The following is a 426-nucleotide window of genomic DNA, read 5'->3' as shown; positions in this document are numbered from 1 at the left end:
ACGAGGGAGCCGGCGGTGAGGCGGACCTGCCGGTCCATGCTCCAGGCCGTTTTTACGTCGCAGGCCACGGGGTGGTCGAGTTCGTGGCCCTGGGCGGCCCAGGCGCCGGTGCCGCCGGCGAGGGTCGCGGTGTGCACGCCCTGCTGGGCGAGCTGGGCGCAGGCTTTCTCGGAGCGGGCGCCGGAGGCGCAGACGACGAGGATCTCGCCGTGTTCGGCGGCGGAGCGGATGTCGGGCAGCGCGCGCTCGATCTGGTCGAGCGGGATGTTGAGGGCGCCGGGGAGGTGGCCGCCGGCGTACTCGCCGGGGGTGCGGACGTCGATGACGGTGAGTTCGTGCAGTCGGTTCTTGGCCTGGCGGGGTTCGATGGCGGTGATGGTCATGGGGGATGCGGTCCTTGGTCGTGTGCGGCGTGTGCGGCGTGTG

At 72.5% G+C, this 426-nt stretch carries 1 protein-coding gene; it reads right to left on the bottom strand.

Annotation, left to right across the window (positions count from 1 at the left end; translation table 11 throughout):
• Positions 1-383 (bottom strand): rhodanese-like domain-containing protein (locus VT52_RS35095; protein ID WP_071387778.1); only part of this gene is annotated, 383 nt, incomplete at its 3' end.
• Positions 384-426 lie beyond the last annotated feature (43 nt).

The sequence above is a fragment of the Streptomyces malaysiense genome (assembly GCF_000980885.2).
GTDB classification, from domain to species: domain Bacteria; phylum Actinomycetota; class Actinomycetes; order Streptomycetales; family Streptomycetaceae; genus Streptomyces; species Streptomyces malaysiense.
The sequence above is the reverse complement of the archived record's forward strand: the minus strand, read 5'-3'. Positions and strand labels throughout refer to the sequence as shown.